The 17,889-nt window shown below is 40.4% G+C and carries 14 protein-coding genes; 8 read left to right on the top strand and 6 right to left on the bottom strand.

All coding sequences use genetic code 11. The features are described from left to right. Positions 1–20: 20 nt before the first annotated feature. A complete protein-coding gene (locus tag IEX98_RS05355; protein WP_188887848.1) occupies positions 21–290 on the top strand; it encodes a CD3324 family protein in 270 nt (89 codons plus the stop codon). Positions 291–448: 158 nt separating this feature from the next. Next, a complete protein-coding gene (locus IEX98_RS05360; protein WP_188887849.1) occupies positions 449–1,909 on the top strand; it encodes an amidase family protein in 1,461 nt (486 codons plus the stop codon). 215 nt (positions 1,910–2,124) lie between these two features. Here IEX98_RS05360 and IEX98_RS05365 read toward each other — a convergent pair whose 3' ends face one another. Further along, entirely contained in the window at positions 2,125–2,745 is a 621-nt protein-coding gene (locus IEX98_RS05365; RefSeq protein WP_188887850.1) for a class I SAM-dependent methyltransferase, read from the bottom strand. A 247-nt stretch (positions 2,746–2,992) separates the two neighbouring features. Here IEX98_RS05365 and IEX98_RS05370 point away from each other — a divergent pair, with 247 nt between their 5' ends. The 5 genes from IEX98_RS05370 to IEX98_RS05390 all read left to right on the top strand — a co-directional run bounded on the left by IEX98_RS05370 (position 2,993) and on the right by IEX98_RS05390 (position 12,838). Beyond that, a complete protein-coding gene (locus IEX98_RS05370) occupies positions 2,993–3,898 on the top strand; it encodes a putative RNA methyltransferase (RefSeq protein WP_188887851.1) in 906 nt (301 codons plus the stop codon). Between the two features lie 333 nt (positions 3,899–4,231). Next, complete coding sequence (locus IEX98_RS05375; RefSeq protein WP_188887852.1) at positions 4,232–5,290, top strand: hypothetical protein; 1,059 nt, start codon at positions 4,232–4,234, stop codon at positions 5,288–5,290. Positions 5,291–6,099: 809 nt separating this feature from the next. Then, the gene (locus IEX98_RS05380; protein WP_188887853.1) at positions 6,100–10,080 is read left to right on the top strand and encodes an AAA domain-containing protein; all 3,981 of its coding nucleotides are present in this window, start codon (positions 6,100–6,102) and stop codon (positions 10,078–10,080) included. Positions 10,081–10,123: 43 nt separating this feature from the next. Continuing rightward, the gene (locus IEX98_RS05385) at positions 10,124–10,924 is read left to right on the top strand and encodes a DUF6602 domain-containing protein (RefSeq protein WP_188887854.1); all 801 of its coding nucleotides are present in this window, start codon (positions 10,124–10,126) and stop codon (positions 10,922–10,924) included. A 519-nt stretch (positions 10,925–11,443) separates the two neighbouring features. Next, positions 11,444–12,838, top strand: coding sequence for an MATE family efflux transporter (locus IEX98_RS05390; protein WP_188887855.1), 1,395 nt, complete (start codon positions 11,444–11,446; stop codon positions 12,836–12,838). A gap of 55 nt (positions 12,839–12,893) precedes the next feature. Here the strand turns inward: IEX98_RS05390 and IEX98_RS05395 are convergent, their stop codons facing one another. The 5 genes from IEX98_RS05395 to IEX98_RS05415 form a co-directional block, all read right to left on the bottom strand. Further along, a complete protein-coding gene (locus IEX98_RS05395; RefSeq protein ID WP_188887856.1) occupies positions 12,894–13,787 on the bottom strand; it encodes an NAD(P)-dependent alcohol dehydrogenase in 894 nt (297 codons plus the stop codon). 30 nt (positions 13,788–13,817) lie between these two features. After that, positions 13,818–14,042, bottom strand: a complete 225-nt coding sequence (locus tag IEX98_RS05400; RefSeq protein ID WP_188887857.1) for a helix-turn-helix transcriptional regulator — start codon at positions 14,040–14,042, stop codon at positions 13,818–13,820. A gap of 1 nt (position 14,043) precedes the next feature. After that, entirely contained in the window at positions 14,044–14,481 is a 438-nt protein-coding gene (locus IEX98_RS05405; RefSeq protein ID WP_188887858.1) for a hypothetical protein, read from the bottom strand. Positions 14,482–14,697: 216 nt separating this feature from the next. Beyond that, entirely contained in the window at positions 14,698–15,354 is a 657-nt protein-coding gene (locus IEX98_RS05410; protein WP_188887859.1) for an MBL fold metallo-hydrolase, read from the bottom strand. 53 nt (positions 15,355–15,407) lie between these two features. Continuing rightward, complete coding sequence (locus IEX98_RS05415) at positions 15,408–15,836, bottom strand: MerR family transcriptional regulator (protein ID WP_188887860.1); 429 nt, start codon at positions 15,834–15,836, stop codon at positions 15,408–15,410. 479 nt (positions 15,837–16,315) lie between these two features. On the opposite strand from IEX98_RS05415, the gene IEX98_RS05420 reads away from it, so the two are divergent. Next, positions 16,316–17,889, top strand: a 1,574-nt coding sequence (locus IEX98_RS05420; RefSeq protein WP_188887861.1) for a hypothetical protein, incomplete at its 3' end; no start/stop codon positions are given.

A 17,889-nucleotide genomic window follows, 5' to 3' on the forward strand; every position in this document is an offset into this window, starting at 1 on the left:
TTTTAAGGAGTAGATCTACTTTGAAATATATAAGTGCTGAAACTATACTCCCAGAAGACTTGCTAAAAGAAATACAAAAGTATGTGCAAGGTCGAATGGTTTACATCCCTAACTCAGCAGGGTCACGTAAAAAGTGGGGCGAAAAATCAGGGAATAGAGAATACTTGAGGGTTAGAAACGGTCAAATCCGTCAAAAATTTGATGAGGGTTTATCAATTGAACAGTTGTCCGAATTATTCAGCCTCTCGCCCGAGAGTATCAAAAAAATTGTTTACTCAAAAAAATACTAGATCACAAGGTTTGTCGGGATGTCTCCGATAAGCCTTTTTTTATGTGCAAAATGAGTAGTAAATGTTCTTTATATATCATAATTAGAAGCGAATTTTATAATTAGGTTCATAGATAGGATTTAAAAAACTGACCAGACCATAGAAAGCAGGGGTTCAATTTGGAAGGTATCTTTGATTTAAATAATTTTAATAGCGAGGAAGCAACGATACTAGAGTTACAGGCTGCATTAGATAGTGGAGAAGTTACCTCACGGGAGCTAGTAATGTATTACGTGTATCGTATTGCCATGTTGGACCAGAGCGGACCCATGATAAACTCGATTCTGGAAATTAATCCAGACGCGATTTTTATCGCGGAAGCATTGGACCAAGAAAGAAAATTAACGAGTGCAAGAGGCCCTCTTCACGGCGTACCTGTGTTATTGAAGGGGAATATAGAAACAAAGGATAAAATGCATACAAGCGCAGGAGCATTAGCCTTGGAACACCACGTAAGTTCAAGTGATGCTTTCCTTGTCCAGCAACTAAGGAATTCTGGTGCTATTATCCTTGGAAAAACAAATATGACAGAATGGGCAAATGGAATGTCATCATCCATGTGGGCGGGATATAGCTCGATAGGGGGACTAACTAAAAATCCATACGGGGATCATTTTCCCGGTGGATCAAGTACGGGATCTGCCGCATCCGTCGCTGCGAATTTTACTACTGTCGCAGTGGGGACGGAGACCTCTGCCTCTATTTTAAGCCCCGCAGTGCAGAATGCTATTGTTGGTATTAAACCAACCGTAGGTTTGATAAGTCGGTCAGGAATCATTCCGTGGAGCTATTCTCAGGATACAGCTGGACCTATGGCAAGGACTGTGACCGACGCAGCTATCTTATTAAGTGCTCTTGTAGGAAGAGACGAGAGCGACCCTGCTACGTGGAAGAATGAACATTCTAATTTTGATTATGCAGCATCCCTGGATAAAGACGGATTACGTAATGCAACCATAGGAGTTTTCAGAAGCGCGCCTCAAGAGAAATACCGTGACTTTGGTGAATATGATGATAAATTATTTAACGGTGCTGTGGCCATTCTTAAGGAATCTGGAGCAAAAGTAATAGATAATATTGAGATCCCATCGTTCAATAGAGAGTGGGGATATAATAAAATAAGCCACGAATTTGCTTATTCCGTTGAACACTATTTGCAAAGTCTCCCTGCACATCTTCCTGTTCATAATCTTAAGGAATTGATCAAATGGAACGAACAGAATGCAGAAAAGGCTTTAAAATATGGACAAGATTTATTGGAATACCGATCACAACCATTAAAGAGTCAAAAATACACATTAGAGTCTATTACTGATTTGTACTATTCACAAAATATGGGTATCGATTATACTTTGAAAAAATATGGATTAGATGCAATTCTATTCCCCTCTTATGTGGGTGCTGATCTAAGCGCTAAAGCTGGATATCCGTCGATAGCAGTGCCCGCGGGCTTCCAAGAGAATGGCAGAGCATTCGGAATTACATTTGCAGGAACAGCATTTAGTGAATCGACGCTTATTCGAATTGCATTTTCATTCGAACAAAAAACGAAACACAGAAAAATGCCGAATCTTTTATAGTTGAATAACTTCCTAAATAGCAGCTGGATTTCCTGATCCAATCCGATAGTTGGAGTGATTGGATTAGCTGCGAGGAGAATCAGGCGATGGAAGCTAGAGAAGTTAGACTAACCGTTTTTAGAAATACTACAATACAGATACCACAACAATAACAATAAAGAGTGCGAGCTCTTTTGGAACATTTTTACCCATCCCCGGCTGCAAAGTCTCTTTTATTAGAGCTTTCTGGCCACAATGAAATATTCCTGAGAGCATTTCTTCAAATAATCCGCTTCAACAATTGAGAAATTTCCTTTCTCAATTGTATCGATTAAATGGGGGATTTTAAAAGATTTTATGCTGGGCATTACGCCGATTTTGCCTGCAAAATGCAGGAAGCGTCCTAGAACTTTCTTTTCTCCTACACAGGGGGTTGCAGAAATGAATAATGCTCCTGGTTTTAACAGTTCGTTTATTCTTTGCAGAACAATATGTTCATCTTCCAATAGATGCAGAACATGAAAGGCCAAGATGACGTCAAATGATCCTTTTGTAAACCTTTCATCGAAAATGAGCGCATGAGCGTAATTTATATTTGTGAGATTACGTTCATTGGCCTTTTTTTCGGCAATTGCGATCATATTAGAAGAGATATCAATGGCATGAATTGTTTTGACATCTGAGGCAATTTCATTGGCGATTAACCCCGTTCCACAGCCGTAATCCAGCAGCATGTCGTTTATGTTCAGATGCGATGACGTTCGTTGTATGAGCTGGAGATAGGTATCTTGATCCGTCTGCTCCATTTGATCATATTGACTTGCAGTTTTGTCCCAAAACCGTTCTGATTTATTCATGACCGTTACACCTCTTTTAAGAGTATTTTTGCTGATCGCTCATATTTTGTTATACTGACAGATGGTGTATACCGCCCCTCTTACTAATTGTTAATAGGAGATGTTATTCGTGATCATCAAATTCATTCGTTTACGTTAATGGAAGGTACAGATTAATTATACTCTCGTCATTTTTTTAACGATGACTTGGGTTTATTTAACTGTGCCTTTTTCATTTACTAAAACAAATGAATGAGGTGTTTTTATTTTGTCTGAAAACAATTCCAAAATTACAATCGCACGTCTTCTCTCTGAGTATGAAGACATTTTTATATGCCCAATCTGTTCAAATCCAGTTGAGGTAGTAAATTTAAGAAGTCTAATTTGTTCCAATCGTCATTGTTTTGATCTATCTAAGCGGGGATATATTAACTTATTGTCACATCCTCTTCAAACAAAATACGATAAAAAACTGTTTGAATCTCGAAAAGTGATTAGTCAAAGCGGCTTTTTTTCTCCATTGATTACCCGGATTAGTGAGAACATGTTAGAAGAGCTGAAGCCAGAAAGTAAATTAATAAAATTATTAGATGCTGGATGCGGTGAAGGTTCACATTTGGCGGATATACAGCAAAGGATAATTGAACAGGCGCAATGTGATTCGTTGGGGGTAGGTGTAGATATTTCTAAAGAAGGAATCAATATTGCCTCAAAGGGGCCTTCCAGAACAATCTGGTGCGTAGCGGATCTCGCAAATTGTCCATTTGCTGATAAACAATTCAATTTCATATTAAATATATTATCGCCATCCAACTATTCAGAATTCCATAGAATGCTTGCGGATGATGGAATGGTTATAAAGGTTATCCCCGGAAGTAATTACCTGCAAGAGTTAAGAGCGATATTTTATAAGCAAACAGATAAATCGGAACATTCAAATGAAAATACAGTAGAGCTTTTCAATCGTAATTTTGATCTTGTTGCCATCCAGCATGTTCAGTACGGTGTAACAATGGAAAATAAGTATATTGAACATTTGGTCCGTATGACCCCTTTGTCTTGGGGAGCATCGGAAGAACTTATACAGCAAGTTCTCGGTAACGATAAGTTAGAAGTCACGTTTGACTTTACCGTCTTGCTGGGGAAGAAGATGAATGCCCATAGAACCAATTAATTAGAAACTTATGATCAAAGAAGTGTGTGATAGAACGATCCGCTTTGCATAACCTTGGTGGATCGTTTACTCACACAATCGATTTGAACATATGCTCGTACTAATTTTTGAAGATTGTGGAATTTTTTTAATTCTTTTATTAAATATTATGTTACTATAAAATTGCTTCAGTTAGTAGAATATGAAATATAGGAGTTGGCAGTTCAAATCATGATCCGATCATTGCAAAAAACCATGTTAATTGTATGTTTGTTGCTATTATTACCTCAATCAGTATTTGTAGAATCAAATCATCCAGCTAGGGCTGCTTCCTCCGACAGTACGTCCTCGAAAGTGGTATTTCCGATCGCGTTCAAGCGAGCCACGGGCGACAGTATTATATCTACGGCAGCAGATGAGAAGGGCACCATCCTTATTGTGACGAATAAGTTTCTTAATATTACGCATGATTATGGGAAGACTTGGGTATCTCATTCCCTCCCGTCATCCGGCATGTATGCGGTCCGCTATTTGAAAGGGAAATTCTATCTATCCACCATGCATGTCGACCAGCAGTACTCGGTGATTCGTATCTATGTATCGAGCAATGGCGGTGACGAGTGGACGAAGATGACGCTAGAAGCCAAGAGCGGTGGACCAATCACGATTGGCAATCTGCAATATTTGAAAGGCAGCTATATTCTGCTAGGCAAGCAGATGCTCAATGAACGTACACCAGTTTTTACGTCCACGGACGGCATAACTTGGACAGAGTTGGGCTCCATGCCGTTCGGCATTGAATTTCTGACCTGGAATGGGATTCGTTATACGGCCTATGGTGCGGGGTATCAATTGTCTCCGCGGGACAAAGGTCAGAAGCTAGCCCGTAATCAATTCAAACTGAAAAATGGAAATTGGGCCGAGCTTATCATATTTACTTCTAACGATCTGCGTGAATGGACGATGCAATCCGGTGCGATCAAGAAAAACTTTTATTATGATTCAATGTATGTCAATAACAAACCGATTCCTATTTACTACTACGAGGAAGAGCAGCCGGTTACGAATGGAACGATCTCCTTATTTGATTCCTACGGGAATACGTTGAAATCAACCAACGGCATTACGTTCACGATGGCTAGCCGTCACGATCTGTTCCCAACGAATGATTATCGCTCACCGATGTATAAGGTTGGCAAGCAGTACATGATTTTCACCCAGTATTGGTATGCCTCTGGTGTTATGCGTTTAAATGTACTGACTTCCACGGACAAGGTGAAGTGGAAAACGACTAAGCTGAGCCGCAATACCGATAATATGTACGTCTCACAAGCGGGAAGCATGCTGCTTGGTATCGCTGATAAGCGTGTTGTGCTATCGAGCAACGGCATTGACTGGAAGGTCATTCGATAAGTTGTAGAGAGTTAGAGAGTTAGAAAAGAGCTGTAAATGAAGTGGCGATTGCATCCCTTATTCAATGAGGGAGCGATCGTCTTTTTTTTGTGAAAAGGTCTCGCGGGGTGCAGCACTTAACAAACTTTAATCAAACGCTCTGCTTCAATTATACGGTTTGGCCCCGCTAAATGTGGTTTCTACTTTGGTCTCAGCACTCGACACATGTGTAGTGCTGAGTGTTGTTGGAGAGAAGTAATTGATATTAAGCCACATTTACCTATTTGTAAAAAGTCTTACTGCCTAAACTCAAGAGAATTCGGGCAGATAATATTGGAGAATATTATGATACAGTAATAAATTCTCAAGAATATTTTCCAGAATCAATATTTTATCAGTTTATCGGTCAACCGGACAATATATTATAAAAAACTGGGTTTTCGAAGAATACTAAGGTTGAGTGTATAGCGACCTGATTAGATCACTCCGTTTGATGGAGTTGTTAATATTTAGCCGTAGCACACAGCACTGATAGATTCATAACTTTATCCGTGATAACGATTCAGGCCATGTGGAGTCGGTCATATTGATGGTTCTAAATTAAATGATGAGATGTGACAGTATCGCGCTTAACGCGTGGTAAGTCTGACCGGAAATTGTAGAAAAAAAGCAAAGAACGTTGATTTGTCCAACTCAAATTATTATTTTTTGCTTTTTTTCGCTATGAAATAAGGAAGGATTCTATTGTATTAGGTAATTAGGAGGAAGTATTATGTAATAATATAGATAAATTTAGCAGTGAAAAAGTAACATAAATACGGAGGATATATATGTCTACTGGCTTAAGAGAAGTCTTGCAATATTTTATCCGATATGAGGATTACTCGAGGTTCATGAATACCTCTCTTAGTTCAATAGATGGTGACCACCTTTCTGAAGAGACGTTAATAAACGTACAAGAAATCAAGGGCACGCTGGATCGAAAACAAAAAGATGCTATATTACGGAAACTGGAAAGTTATCGTGATATCAGAAAAAAATCAAATAAGATCATGTTGAGCAGATGGAATGAATCTATAAAAAGTGTTCTGTCTGGAAAAATTGATATTGAAGATTTTATAACCGATCTTCCCTTTCAGTATCCAGATAATCGTGACCAATTCAAATCATATGTGAATCAATTAGTTACCGAAGATGAATTTACGATTTGCTATCCATTAATGATTAAGGACTTATCTACTAATAAGAGAGATAGGTTAGTCAGACCTGTTATTACCTTTAAAAGCAGATTAACAGAGGATGGAATACAAGTAAGTTCCTTCGTTATAAATCGTGCAAGTTTAGAAATTATTTTGGCTGAGGCGGAAGGCTGCCCAGTTGAAGATGTGCGTGTAATTGCAGATAAGACATATAAAGACCTCTGTACAAAAATTGATAGTATAGAATCAACGCAGCTTAATCAGATTATTTCTTTGATTGATCAATGTCTTAATGAACAGATAACGAAATGGAGTTATAAAAGTTTACTGGACTTTAAAACTTATAGTGGTTGGTTAATGTCTAGACGATTGTTTATTACTAAAGAAGGTCTTAAGGAAATGAAGGAAACTATATTTAGAAGTGAGCTAGAACGTCTCCTTGAGAGGCAAGCCAACTGCACTTCCTCCATCTTGGATAAGTATATATTTGGAAACAAGCTCGCTGTTGATTACACCTTAGAACCTAGTGAAACTTCTCACCATTTAGGTAGTTATACAGCTGAATACCCAGTAAATAATAAACAATGGAGAATTATTCAGTCTCTACAAAAATCCCAATTGCTTGCTATAAATGGACCACCTGGAACTGGCAAGACAACTTTAATAAAGGAAATGATTGCAGATGCTATGGTCAGAAAAGCATGTTTATTGATAAATGTGTGGGATCAACCTTGGGAACTCATCGATGAAGGACAAATAAGGGCCTATTATCAATCACCACTTGCGGGAAAAAATCCATTTTCAATGGTTATTACGAGTACAAATAATAAAGCTGTAGATAATATTGGAACAGAGTTAACAAATGACGTGAATTTCCTGAATGCCGTAGCTTTGCTCGTCGATAAGGTCCTTGATAATGATATCCTATCATCCAAGGTTTCTAGTGATGAAGAAAGTGGAGAATATGGCGAGGAATTAAATTTTGTTAGTGATGATGAGGAAGAAGGAACAAATTCAAAAGGATTTATGATCTCTGATCGGACTAAGAATGAATCTAAAAGTCAAGGATTTTTCTGTGCTCGTTTAGGAAACATGACAAATATGAATGAGTTTCGGAGTAATATGTTTGAGGTGCTTACAAAGGGGCTAAAGCATCCTCACATTACTTCTTTGGAAAATGAGGAAGTCCGGTTCATGTTTAAGTCATCTCTAACCAAGATTGAAGAAATCCATAAGTTAATTGATCATTTTTGGAAATTGCTATTAATATGTCTCGAAAATGGAGATCTTGATGACGAAAGAGATCTTCTTGCAAGCATTGAAAATAGAAAAAGAGAAGTCGAGAAATTAAATGAGGGATTCAATGATCAAGTATTTAATCAAGGAGAACTAATTCAAATCAAGCTTGAAAGAGAAGATGATATTTTAAAGTTAGAGAAGCTAATTTTAGAACTAGAGTCAGAGCTAAAGGCGGGTGAGGAAAATCGTCGACAAGCATATGCGGATAAGGAAATCTTGACTAAGTGGAAGGAATTTCCTCAAAAATTGCTTAGTTTTTTACCGAAGCGGAAGTTGTTCTTAATTGCAAATCCAACGCTAGAATTCATACAAGACGCTCGTATTAATCCATTAACGCAGGATATTAAAAGCATTGTGGAACGTTTGAAGCATTCACAATTTCAGATCACCAATTACCGATCAGATTTATTATTCGTAAATGAGCAACTAATTGATGTAAGTCAAAGGCTCGAGTTGCTAGATCAGAATAAAGGATTGTTACAAAAAAGTTTGAGTAATTTGGAAGTGTTATTTAAACAAGAACGGGATCTAAAAAAAGAATTGCAAATAGAGAAAACATTAATTTCATACTCATATTTTGAGTTAGCTAATGCCCCTATAGTAGTGGATTTAAGGAAACGATTATTTGAGGAGGCGCTAGCTGTTAATGAGCAATACGTCATTAAGTATAGTAACGAAATTGTATTTAACCTAGAAAAGATGGGGGAGCAACAGAGGTGGTTTAAATCATTTTATAGCGATAAAGGGAGGAGGTTAGATCAATATCAGAAAGGTATTCGTGCAATATGGGAATCGTTCTTTCTTTGTTTTCCTGTTGCGACAACGACCTTACATTCTTTTTCTGAACGGTTATTTCAGTCTCTCCCGGGCTTAATTGATACATTGTTTGTAGATGAAGCTGGACAAATTATGCCTCATTACTTGTGCGCGCCATTATTTCGGTCGCAAAAGGCAGTTGTTGTTGGTGATCCGGAACAACTCGAACCTGTGCGGACTTTTTCTCTAAATCTTATTGAGGAGAGTAACGTAAAGGAAGAGCTCCAAGATACTATTTGTATTTTGCAAAACAGTGCCCAGGATTATGCTGATCGTGGAAGTGAATTCTTTGAATATATGGGAATGAAGAAAAAAGGAATTATTCTGAATGAACATAGACGTTGTGAATCTAACATTATGAGATTTTCAAACTTCCATGTTTACAATGAAATGCTTTCATTAACTAAAGAAGATAATGTAGACAAACTTTTTGGAGGGAATCTAGTAGCTTTTGATATTCGAGGTTTAAAGGATAGCTTTCTTCATCGCAATTTTTCAGAGATATCTGCATGTCATAAGATTGTTAATTTATTGGTGCAAAGATATGGAACACAGGTTCTAGGAGATATCGGAATAATTACTCCCTTCTCCTCTCAAGCTAAGGAATTAGCTTCAGTTGTTACTGGTGTAGAGGTAGGGACTGTGCATACTTTTCAAGGGAAAGAGAAACGATTTATTTTATTCAGTTCTGTTATTGATGGTATTCACACTAAGAACGCGGGGCTTTCATTTGTAATAGGTAGTAAGCCTAATATGTTAAACGTTGCTTTCTCCAGAGCCAAGGAGCAGTTTATTTTTGTTGGTAATCTAGAAACAGGATTAGCAAGTGGCAACTATCTTGCCAAAGCAATTCAGATGATTCAACAACATGGTGTCAGTTACAGCTTATTTAACGGGGAATATGAAAATGAAAAAAGTACTTCTAGACGAAGTGAAGCGTACGCAGTTTATCAAGATCATCATGAAACTAATGGTATTGATTCAAGTTTTATCGATTCTGTGAATGATCTGCTTCATGCTAATATATTATTAAGCCCTAAACGTCATCATGTTCTAATGATTAAAGCTATTGAATATTGTCGAAGTTCTCTTGGTATTGTTTCACCCTGGGTGAACAGTAATGTAATGAATGAATCCTTCTTTTTGTTATTAAAAGCCGCAAAAGATCGACAGGTAGATATAAGAGTAAGATTCGGGTATTCGAGCTCAAAGTTGACTATTAATGAAATTGACAAAATTGTAGAGCGAGATAATTTTAGTTATGGCAATAAGGAATCTATTAAGGCAGCTTTAAAGGAACTTTACGGTCAACTGGGTCAAAATCTCGTTTATATGCCACCACTTCATACAAAAGTGCTTTTAATAGATAATAAAATTCTTTTTATTGGTTCATATAATTGGTTATCGAATCCCGGCAAGCTTGCTCGAGAGGAGATAAGTTATCTAATTACTGACAAACAAGCAATCGACTATGTTAAAAAAAGATTTGGATTATAATTGGATATGAGTAGTGCACAACTGTGATTGGAGGTTCTTGTAAATGCCGGTTGAAAGAAGTTTACCTAATTATTATCAGAGTTTTAGTAAGGAGTTAGACGTTACAAAAGATCGAGTAAGGAACATTATTGGAAAAGCTCACTGGGTATCCGATGGAACGCATAAAGAAGCTATATTACAAGATGTGTTGAAACGATTTATCCCTCAGAAATATGCAATATCGAGCGGGTTTATCCTTTCAAATGATGGATCAACCTGCAGTAAACAATTAGATATTATTATCTATGATCAAGCCTCGCCCCTATTGTTTAATAGTTCAAATTTTGTGATAATCCCAGATCAATATGTTAGAGCAATAATAGAAGTTAAAACCAGTTTAAGCGTGGGAGCGAAGCTAACAGATGCCTTAGAGAATCTGTACAATGTCCAAACAATAATGGATCGAGATTCGGATAACGTTTATTTTGGGATATTTTCATTTGGTTATCAAGATTATAGTAATATTGGTCCAGAAACAGTTGCTCAACGATTATTTGCTCAAATTGCGAAATTCTATCAAAATAAGAGATTACAAGACACATACTTGTCTAATCTTGAGTACTTGCAGAGACGAACATTAACATCTTTATGTATGAATGGGCAGCTCTATGGTCTTCATTGGAACGATAGCTCTCAAAGGGATCCTGAATTTGGATTCTATAATACAGAACAGCAGTCTTTTAATTTTTTTGTATCCAATTTATTAAGTACGCTAGATAATAATGCAATTACTCTATCTAAGCCATTGTGGTTTCCTGAATCTAAACAATCTAGAGTACTTTTAAAAGAAAGGATAAGCCTTTAGTATATCTAAAAAAGCTTGTTGAGTGCCTAATATTGATGGTTCTGAATGAATAGATGAGATATGACAGTATTGTTCAAACTACAAGCGGTGCACCGTGCCACAAGTGACGGCTAAAATTTTGGTATTATCTTCCGATCTTTCAACTTCTGGATTTGAAAAGAGCCTTTGAGGGCAGAATTTTTTCAAGCACAGATAATTGGCAGTAATCGACATATCGTTTTTGTCACAAAACGACTCCTTATCTCGTTTTATGTGCAAACTTAATGGCAGCAAATAAACGCTAATTTCATAGGAAGCCTTACTAAGCTGGGCTTTTTCCTTTTTATACTTTACATTCCTATCGCTCTACTTAGATTGACAGAATCAGCTGCCAGTGCTATTGTCCAATTAAGCGCTTTCGAAAGTTTCGGCATAGTAATGATCCAGGATAGGTTGATCCTTAGTTGATCCTTAACAAAAGAATGCAAAAGAAAAGCTCTTCGCAAGAAGAGTTTTTTCCATTTCAACGAAAAGAATGTGATGGTTGTGAGTCAGGCTCGAATACGAACGAGAACAGAATTTTATTTGAACAAATATTTAACCGGGGAGTCGATGGATTACCGTCAAATTTTGGCTTTGTTTTTCCCGATCCTGATCGATCAGGCTTTCATTGTCGGTCTCAATCTGGTCAACACGGCGATGATCAGCTCCTCAGGGGTATCGGCTGTCAGTGCGGTTAATATGGTGGATTCGCTTAACATTTTTCTAATTAACGTCTTTGTTGCCGTCGCCACTGGGGGGACGGTCGTGGTCGCGCAATACAAAGGAAATGGAAACAACCAGATGGTATCCCGCGCCACAGCGGGCAGCATTACGTCTGTGTCGATGATTGCATTAGGCATTGGCTTGCTGATCATTGGATTCCATAATCCGCTGCTTCAGCTGCTATTCGGATCCGCTTCGCCGGAAGTATTGGACAGCGCCAGAATTTATCTAATCGGCAGCAGCATTTCCTTTCTTGGTATTGCAATCGTTCAAGCGGTTTGCGGCGCGCTGAGAGGTGTGGGGAAGAGTAGGGCATCGCTGTTTCTATCGCTGATCATGAATATTTTGTATGTGCTGCTCAATATCCTTTTCATTAATTTTTTACACATGGGCGTAATGGGGATGACAATTGCCATTAATATTGCCCGATTCGCAGGGGCCGCTTGTGCGTTGTATTACTTGTTCAAAATGGATGAGACGCTGCATATTCGCATCCGTCATTTATTTCATGTCCCAATTGCGATGCTGCGGAAAATATTGTTTATCGGCTTACCGTTTGCCGCGGAACAGATGTTTTTCAACGGCGGTAAGCTGTTGACGCAAGTGTTTATCGTCAGCTTGGGCACGTATGCGATTGCGACGAATGCAATCGCGTCATCACTGGCCGGTGTTTTCCAAATTCCAGCAGCTGCTCTGTCTTTAACCGTCGTCACTGTCGTCGGTCAGTGCATCGGACGCGGAAACGTGGAGGATGCCCGTAAGTTCGTTCGCTCGTTTCTCTGGCTAGGCTCCATTTTTTTGACGGTTGTCGGATTGGTGATGATGCCGTTTTTCCATCTGTTGGTCGGTTTGTTCTCGCCTCCAGCGGAAATTGTCGGCGATATTTTTTGGGTGCTGCTCATGACGGCTATCATTCAAATTCCGCTATGGTCGGTGAGCTTTATTTTGCCTTCCGCGCTTAGAGCGGCCGGGGATGCTAGGTTTACTTCAATTACGTCTATGCTGACGATGTGGCTGTTCCGTGTCATACTCGGCTATATACTGGGTATCACGCTTGGCATGGGTATTTTCGGCGTATGGCTTGCGATGAACAGTGAATGGGGTGTGCGGGGAGCAATCTTTATGTGGCGCTTCAGAGGGAAGAAATGGTATAAGCATAAGCTCATTTAATAGGAAAAGTACCCATACACGCCACAATTAGTTGTGCCGTATATGGGTACTTTTTTTAGTTGAACGTGATGACAACATTTCCTTTTTTATGACCTTGTTCAACATAGGCATGGGCATCGGCTATTTGCTCAAAAGGATAGCTTTTATCGATGACTGGTTTGAATAAGCCCGATTCAACAAGCTGTTTTAACAATAGTAAATCTTTCAGGTTTTCACTAGCTAATCCGCTCTTAACCGAAATAAATGTGCCGCTCTCTGTTAGGGCAGCTTTGCTGGCGGATTTTGAGCTTTTGCCAACGGCATCAAAGATAAGATCATAGCGCTTGCCGGACTTCGTAAAATCTTCCTTCGTATAGTCAATAACGTGGTCAGCTCCCAATGCTTCAACCCAGTCCATATTGCTGCTTCCGCATACGGCGGTAACCTCAGCGCCAAAGTGCTTCGCAAGCTGAACGGCAGTAGAGCCTACGGAACCGGAAGCTCCATTGATGAGGACGCTCATCCCTTTTCGAACATTACCTTTTCGGAGAAAATATAAAGCAGTAGTGCCTCCAAATGCAATCGCAGCCGCTTCTTCATGGGTAATCGAAGCAGGTTTTATTGCTAGCACACCATGCTCGGGCAGCGTTATATAGGCAGCGTGAGCCCCTAATTTCATCCCTTTATAGGCAAATACTTCATCGCCTTTTTTGAATTTCATGACGTTGCTGCCTGCTTCTTCAATAGTGCCAGACAGCTCACTGCCAAGTATCTGCTTTCTCGGTTTTCTAATTCCAAAGAACAGCCGCATAAGGAGCATTTTACTGGATCGAATAACACAGTCCCCGGGTGTAACGGTTGCAGCATGCAGCTTTATCAATACTTCATTGTCCTGAATAGACGGCTTGGCTATTTCTTGAATTTGAATGACATCCGGCGGACCATACTTGGTGCATATCGCAGCTTTCATCAGCAGTCCTTCTTCCATGTGTAAGATTGCTTACTGTTCATTGCCCGGATGAAAAGTGAAAATTTGCTCGAGCGGTACTCCAAACACCTGGGCTATAAGAAAGGCTACCTCTAGAGAAGGCGAATATTTTTCCTTTTCAATCGCGACAATCGTTTGTCTGGTGACGCCAACTCGATCCGCCAATTGCTGCTGCGTCATTTCATTATGCATGAATCGCAATTGCCGGATGTTATTCGTAATCGAACTTTTCTTCATTTCAAAATCCTCTCTGATAGTAGAAAATAAAAGACAGGTTCAAGACTAGACCTGAAATAAAGAAATCAAAGGCGAGAATTTGAAACATGGCGGACAACGGCTGATGGAGCATCAATGCCCCCATGGCGACAAAGAAACCAAAACAGAAGATGAAGCAAAAGTTTCGTATCGCTTTCAGCTCAATCCCTCGATCTCGTTCGTCGGCAAAGGAAGGCGAGCTTTCATTGGTGGCCAGTTTATTAATGAGATTAAAGATCATAATAATGATGATATTTGCAACCACTTCAACTACAAGCAATTTGATGAAAAAAGCTCCCCAAAGGCTTGATAAAGTGTCCAGCCCCTCATTTGCAGCTCCTTGCATGCCCGTGTATAGAAAGAAGAAGACGAGGATGGATGTCCCGACAGAAACCGAAGCTTTCTTAGCATGATAGGTCATTATGCATCTCCTAAATGTAAGAATTAATTTACTTGATGTAAAATATTATATACACATAGTAAATAATTTTTGACATCTAGTCAAATGTTTTTAAATTGAACATGTCCATTTTTCATAGGGCTGAGGTTGAGAGGAACAGCAAAACAGGATAGCCTTTCTCGAATAAATCGAAGAAGGCTATCCTGTTTATAAGAGATGCATGATGATAACGACCCACTAGAGCTGCTGTAAATATTGATCAATATGCTCGTAGGCATGGTGAACATCCTTGCTGTGTGTAATGCTGACAAGCACTGGCTTCAGTTCTTTCACAATTGCGCCGCTAGCTATCGCTTCACTCATATGGGGTGTAAACATCTTTGCAGGCTTCTGCAGCTTGCCTCGCTTGGAGGTGAACAAATCTCCGCTTATTAATACGGAATCTTCGGGGTGATAATAGACCACATGTCCAGGGGAATGTCCGGGTGTAAGATACGGAATAAGTCCTTGTATTGGCAGTAACTGATGGTTCTCATCTGTCGGCAGCGGCTGTACGAGACCAATCTCCACCAAATTCTCAAGTTTCTTTTTGCCGGGGAAAGGTTTGACTCCCTCAATGTATGGCAGCTCTATCTTGTGTGCAAATACAGGAATGCGCTCCTCTTTAGCAATATAAGACAAGCCCCCAACATGATCTCCATGTCCATGTGTGAGCAACACAGCCTTTATCTTTCCAAGTTTTCTCGCTTCTCGGAGAATAGCCTTTCCCATAAAGGGCAAACCCGTATCAATAATCGTCACACCGTCTTCAGCTTGTATAAGCCATGCGCTGAATTTGATTCCTATCGATACCTCAAGCTTCGTAATATGACTGGATATTTTCCTTACCTTCATGATTGTTGCCACCTCCATATAATTTGAATAAGTCAGCTGTAAAAAAATTTATATTAAGAATTAGCTTCGCTGCTCATACTGCTGTACATTTCAGTGAATAAATGACGGAGCATTTGCTGATTTTTCTTATACTGTCCTTTTTCCATTAAGCTTGTGACCAGTTCTAAAGCCTTTAGTGCTGACTGATAAAATACAACTTGCTGTCTGATGTAATCCATTTTGACCGAGAACATCGTCTGCGAAGTAAAATCGCATTGTGCAGAAATCGGATTTTGCTCAAACTGCAGCATCGATTTTATTTCCTGTAAGGAAAATCCTAATTTCTTCAGCACGATAATAAACTTTATGGCTTGCTCACAGTCTTCATCATAATCCCGATATCCGTTCTCCAGACGAAGCGGCTGCAGCAGGCCTTCATCCTCATAGTATCTGGCTGTATCTCCGGAAATCCCATATTTCTCGGTAAATTGCTTAATTCGCATTCAAGATTCCTCCAATATGATTAAAGCTTTCGCTGTTTCTTGTTAACTATGCATGACCTTATGCATCTAGCGTATCATTGGAGCATACTCCAAGGTCAAGCATCAAATACGTCAAGTTGAAGAGGCTTCTGAAAAGTCTGCTCTCTTTCTAGGGCTCGTTTTTGTATCGGGAAGCAGGTCGAGTATGTAAAAATCTTCTGAAGTATGTCATTATCGCCTCCATTACTGCATATCCACTTGCCAGACGTAGAACAAGATGGAATAATTTTATTTATACCTGTATTACTAGTCGTTGATTTTGGGACAGATACATATTGGTATACCGGATTTATTAGCGATATTCCGAAGAAGCATGATAGGCGGGAGTTATAGACGGCTGCTAGTGAAACCGATTACAGTGACTTATTTATTATTAAATGTATAGCCGACGTTGTCATTAGATTAAGCGCATCGTCAGGCACTAACGGAGGCAGACAGCTATGGAGCGACAAAACAGCACAAGATGGACAATTGGCAAGGATGAAATTGTATGGGAGGTTGCGGGAAGCAGCCGACAACCGCATGGAGATCATCTGGAGATGAGCGGCAAGCAAGTCTCGATGATTGTACATTACGGCGTGGATGCGGACGGCAAACTTGTATTGTCCCGCACAGTCGTTTGGCCGGGGCTGCGAACGATTCCGAATAATACGCATGGAAGTCTTATGCAGGATTTTGGGCAGGAGGCTGTTCCCTTCCTACGAATAAACGGTAAGCAAAGTGTAAACGAGCGTCCACTTCGGTTTAAATTTGACGGTCTGCTTCATATGGAAAGCGAAGCCGAGGACGGTCTAGTCATTGTAAGGACGTTGTTCCCGTCAACGGAAGCGAAAGCGGCGCTTGAGAAAGTGACGCTGACAAATACGTCAGACAAGCCGGTGAATGTGCAAGTTGTCGACCAGAAGGAAAGAACATCTGTGAAGGGGGCTTACGGCATTTATTTAATCGCTGCAGCTCATGATGCTGAAGATGGCGAGCAAACGATTGAGCCGGGGCAGTCGCTGCAATTTGGCATTCGAATCACGGCAAAGACGGTGAAGGAAACGGACAATCTGATCAATATTGCCGATGAAGAAGGCAAGCGGCAGCAACTGATCGGGCAGAGCCGCAGACATCTGCGGTTGGAGACACCGGATACGGTGCTGGATCAGATGTTTGCATTTGCTAAGCTGCGAACGGCAGAAAGTATTTTCGAGACGAGAAACGGTTTGATGCATAGTCCAGGTGGGGGGCATTATTACGCGGCCGTATGGACGAATGACCAAGTCGAATATGCAGGACCTTTATTCCCTTATTTGGGATATGCGCCGGGTAATGAAGCGACGCTGAATGCGCTCCGGCTGTACACCAACTTTATGGGACCGGATTATCAGCCGATACCAAGCTCGATCATTGCCGAAGGAATTGACATTTGGGAGGGCGCAGGAGACCGCGGTGATGCGGCGATGTACGCATACGGAGCTTCATTATTTGCTTTGTCGTCAGGGGATCTGGCGATTGCTGAGGAATTATGGCCTGCGATCGAATGGAGCTTGGAATTCTGCGAGCGGCAGAAAACCGAAGCAGGCGTCATCGCCTCCGATTCGGATGAACTGGAGAACCGATTCCCGAGCGGTTCGGCTAATTTGTCCACCTCATGTCTGGCATATGCCGCTTATCAGCATGCTGCGGATTTAGCTGGCTCGCTGGGCAAGACAGAGGCTCAGGCTGCGTATACAGTTGCGGCGGAAGCACTGTATGCCGCGATTGAGAACTATTTTGGCGCTACGGTAGAAGGGTTCGAGACTTACCGGTATTACGACGGCAATGACGTATTACGGTCATGGATTTGCATTCCGTTGACGATGGGAATTGAGACGCGCAAGGCTGGAACGATTCAGGCACTTCTATCACCAAGGCTTTGGACGGAAGACGGGCTGGCGACGGAAGCGGGAGATACGACGTTCTGGGATCGTTCAACGCTGTACGGCCTGCGCGGCATGTACGCCGCTGGCGAGACAGAAATTGCGACCGC

The sequence above is a fragment of the Paenibacillus radicis (ex Gao et al. 2016) genome (assembly GCF_014641555.1).
GTDB lineage: Bacteria > Bacillota > Bacilli > Paenibacillales > Paenibacillaceae > Pristimantibacillus > Pristimantibacillus radicis.

What these genes read in the sequence shown, in the direction of transcription:
- IEX98_RS05365 (WP_188887850.1), bottom strand. Translation starts at nt 2,745, where the DNA reads ATGAATAAATCAGAACGGTTTTGGGACAAAACTGCAAGTCAATATGAT.
- IEX98_RS05380 (WP_188887853.1), top strand. Translation starts at nt 6,100, where the DNA reads ATGTCTACTGGCTTAAGAGAAGTCTTGCAATATTTTATCCGATATGAG.
- IEX98_RS05385 (WP_188887854.1), top strand. Translation starts at nt 10,124, where the DNA reads ATGCCGGTTGAAAGAAGTTTACCTAATTATTATCAGAGTTTTAGTAAG.
- IEX98_RS05390 (WP_188887855.1), top strand. Translation starts at nt 11,444, where the DNA reads ATGGTTGTGAGTCAGGCTCGAATACGAACGAGAACAGAATTTTATTTG.
- IEX98_RS05395 (WP_188887856.1), bottom strand. Translation starts at nt 13,787, where the DNA reads ATGAAAGCTGCGATATGCACCAAGTATGGTCCGCCGGATGTCATTCAA.
- IEX98_RS05400 (WP_188887857.1), bottom strand. Translation starts at nt 14,042, where the DNA reads ATGAAGAAAAGTTCGATTACGAATAACATCCGGCAATTGCGATTCATG.
- IEX98_RS05405 (WP_188887858.1), bottom strand. Translation starts at nt 14,481, where the DNA reads ATGACCTATCATGCTAAGAAAGCTTCGGTTTCTGTCGGGACATCCATC.
- IEX98_RS05410 (WP_188887859.1), bottom strand. Translation starts at nt 15,354, where the DNA reads ATGAAGGTAAGGAAAATATCCAGTCATATTACGAAGCTTGAGGTATCG.
- IEX98_RS05415 (WP_188887860.1), bottom strand. Translation starts at nt 15,836, where the DNA reads ATGCGAATTAAGCAATTTACCGAGAAATATGGGATTTCCGGAGATACA.